The organism is Halorubrum sp. SP9 (assembly GCF_005435015.1).
GTDB lineage: Archaea > Halobacteriota > Halobacteria > Halobacteriales > Haloferacaceae > Halorubrum > Halorubrum sodomense.
The window spans coordinates 1-745 of sequence record NZ_SGXU01000079.1 but is presented as its reverse complement, the minus strand read 5'-3'; the positions used below and the strand labels follow the sequence as shown (position 1 = coordinate 745).

Here is a 745-nt window from a genome sequence, read left to right as displayed (position 1 = left end):
GTCGTGTACGCGCCGACACAGGAGGACTTCGGTCTCGTCGGCGCGGAGGCGCTGATGGCGGGCAAACCCCTGATCGGAGTGAATGAAGGGTTCACCCGGTATCAAGTTGAAGAGGGGGTGACCGGGAGGCTCTTCGACCCAGAGGTAGCTGATCTCAGAGAAACGATCCAATCATTCGATACAAATATCTTCAACCGTGACGACATCCAGGAATTTGCGGAACGGTACGATTACACGAACTTCGAGGAAGGCCTTCGAAAAGTGGTGTTTAAGCAAGTCTAATTTTGCTTCTGAGAAGCATTCAGGTGTGTTTCGATTAATATGTTCTTTGATCATTATATTATCACTGAGACGATCCTCACTATCTATATCCTAAGTCTTCGAGTCGTTCCATGACAGCTGCTTCATCTTCATAGTTGACCTCTTCATTGTCTGTTGGCGTGGGTTCAGTTAGCGCTTCACGATGTTGATCCAGTAGTTTATTGAATTCTGACACTTTTTCGGATCTCTCTTTAGCGATGTTCTGATCTTCGCTCGGATCTGACTGTAAGTCGTACAGTTCCTCCGCTGGCGCGTGTTCAATCTCACAGTATCGACAGACTGTGTCTTCATCTAGCGACTCGATCAGTTTATAATCTGCCGTCCGGATCATGGCTCTTCGCTGTGTGTGTGCCTCTTCAGCGGTTACTGCCTGTCTGGACTTCCATTTCCCATTATCGCGAAGCAGAGGCATAAGTGAACATCC

General features: G+C 48.2%; 1 protein-coding gene and 1 pseudogene. One reads left to right on the top strand and one right to left on the bottom strand.

Annotated elements, in window-relative coordinates:
• Positions 1-282: glycosyltransferase (locus EXE45_RS20565; RefSeq protein ID WP_199233660.1), on the top strand; the 282-nt coding region annotated here is incomplete at its 5' end.
• Between the two features lie 79 nt (positions 283-361).
• Here EXE45_RS20565 and EXE45_RS16355 read toward each other — a convergent pair.
• Positions 362-745: pseudogene (locus tag EXE45_RS16355) on the bottom strand (sulfatase); the annotation flags it as partial.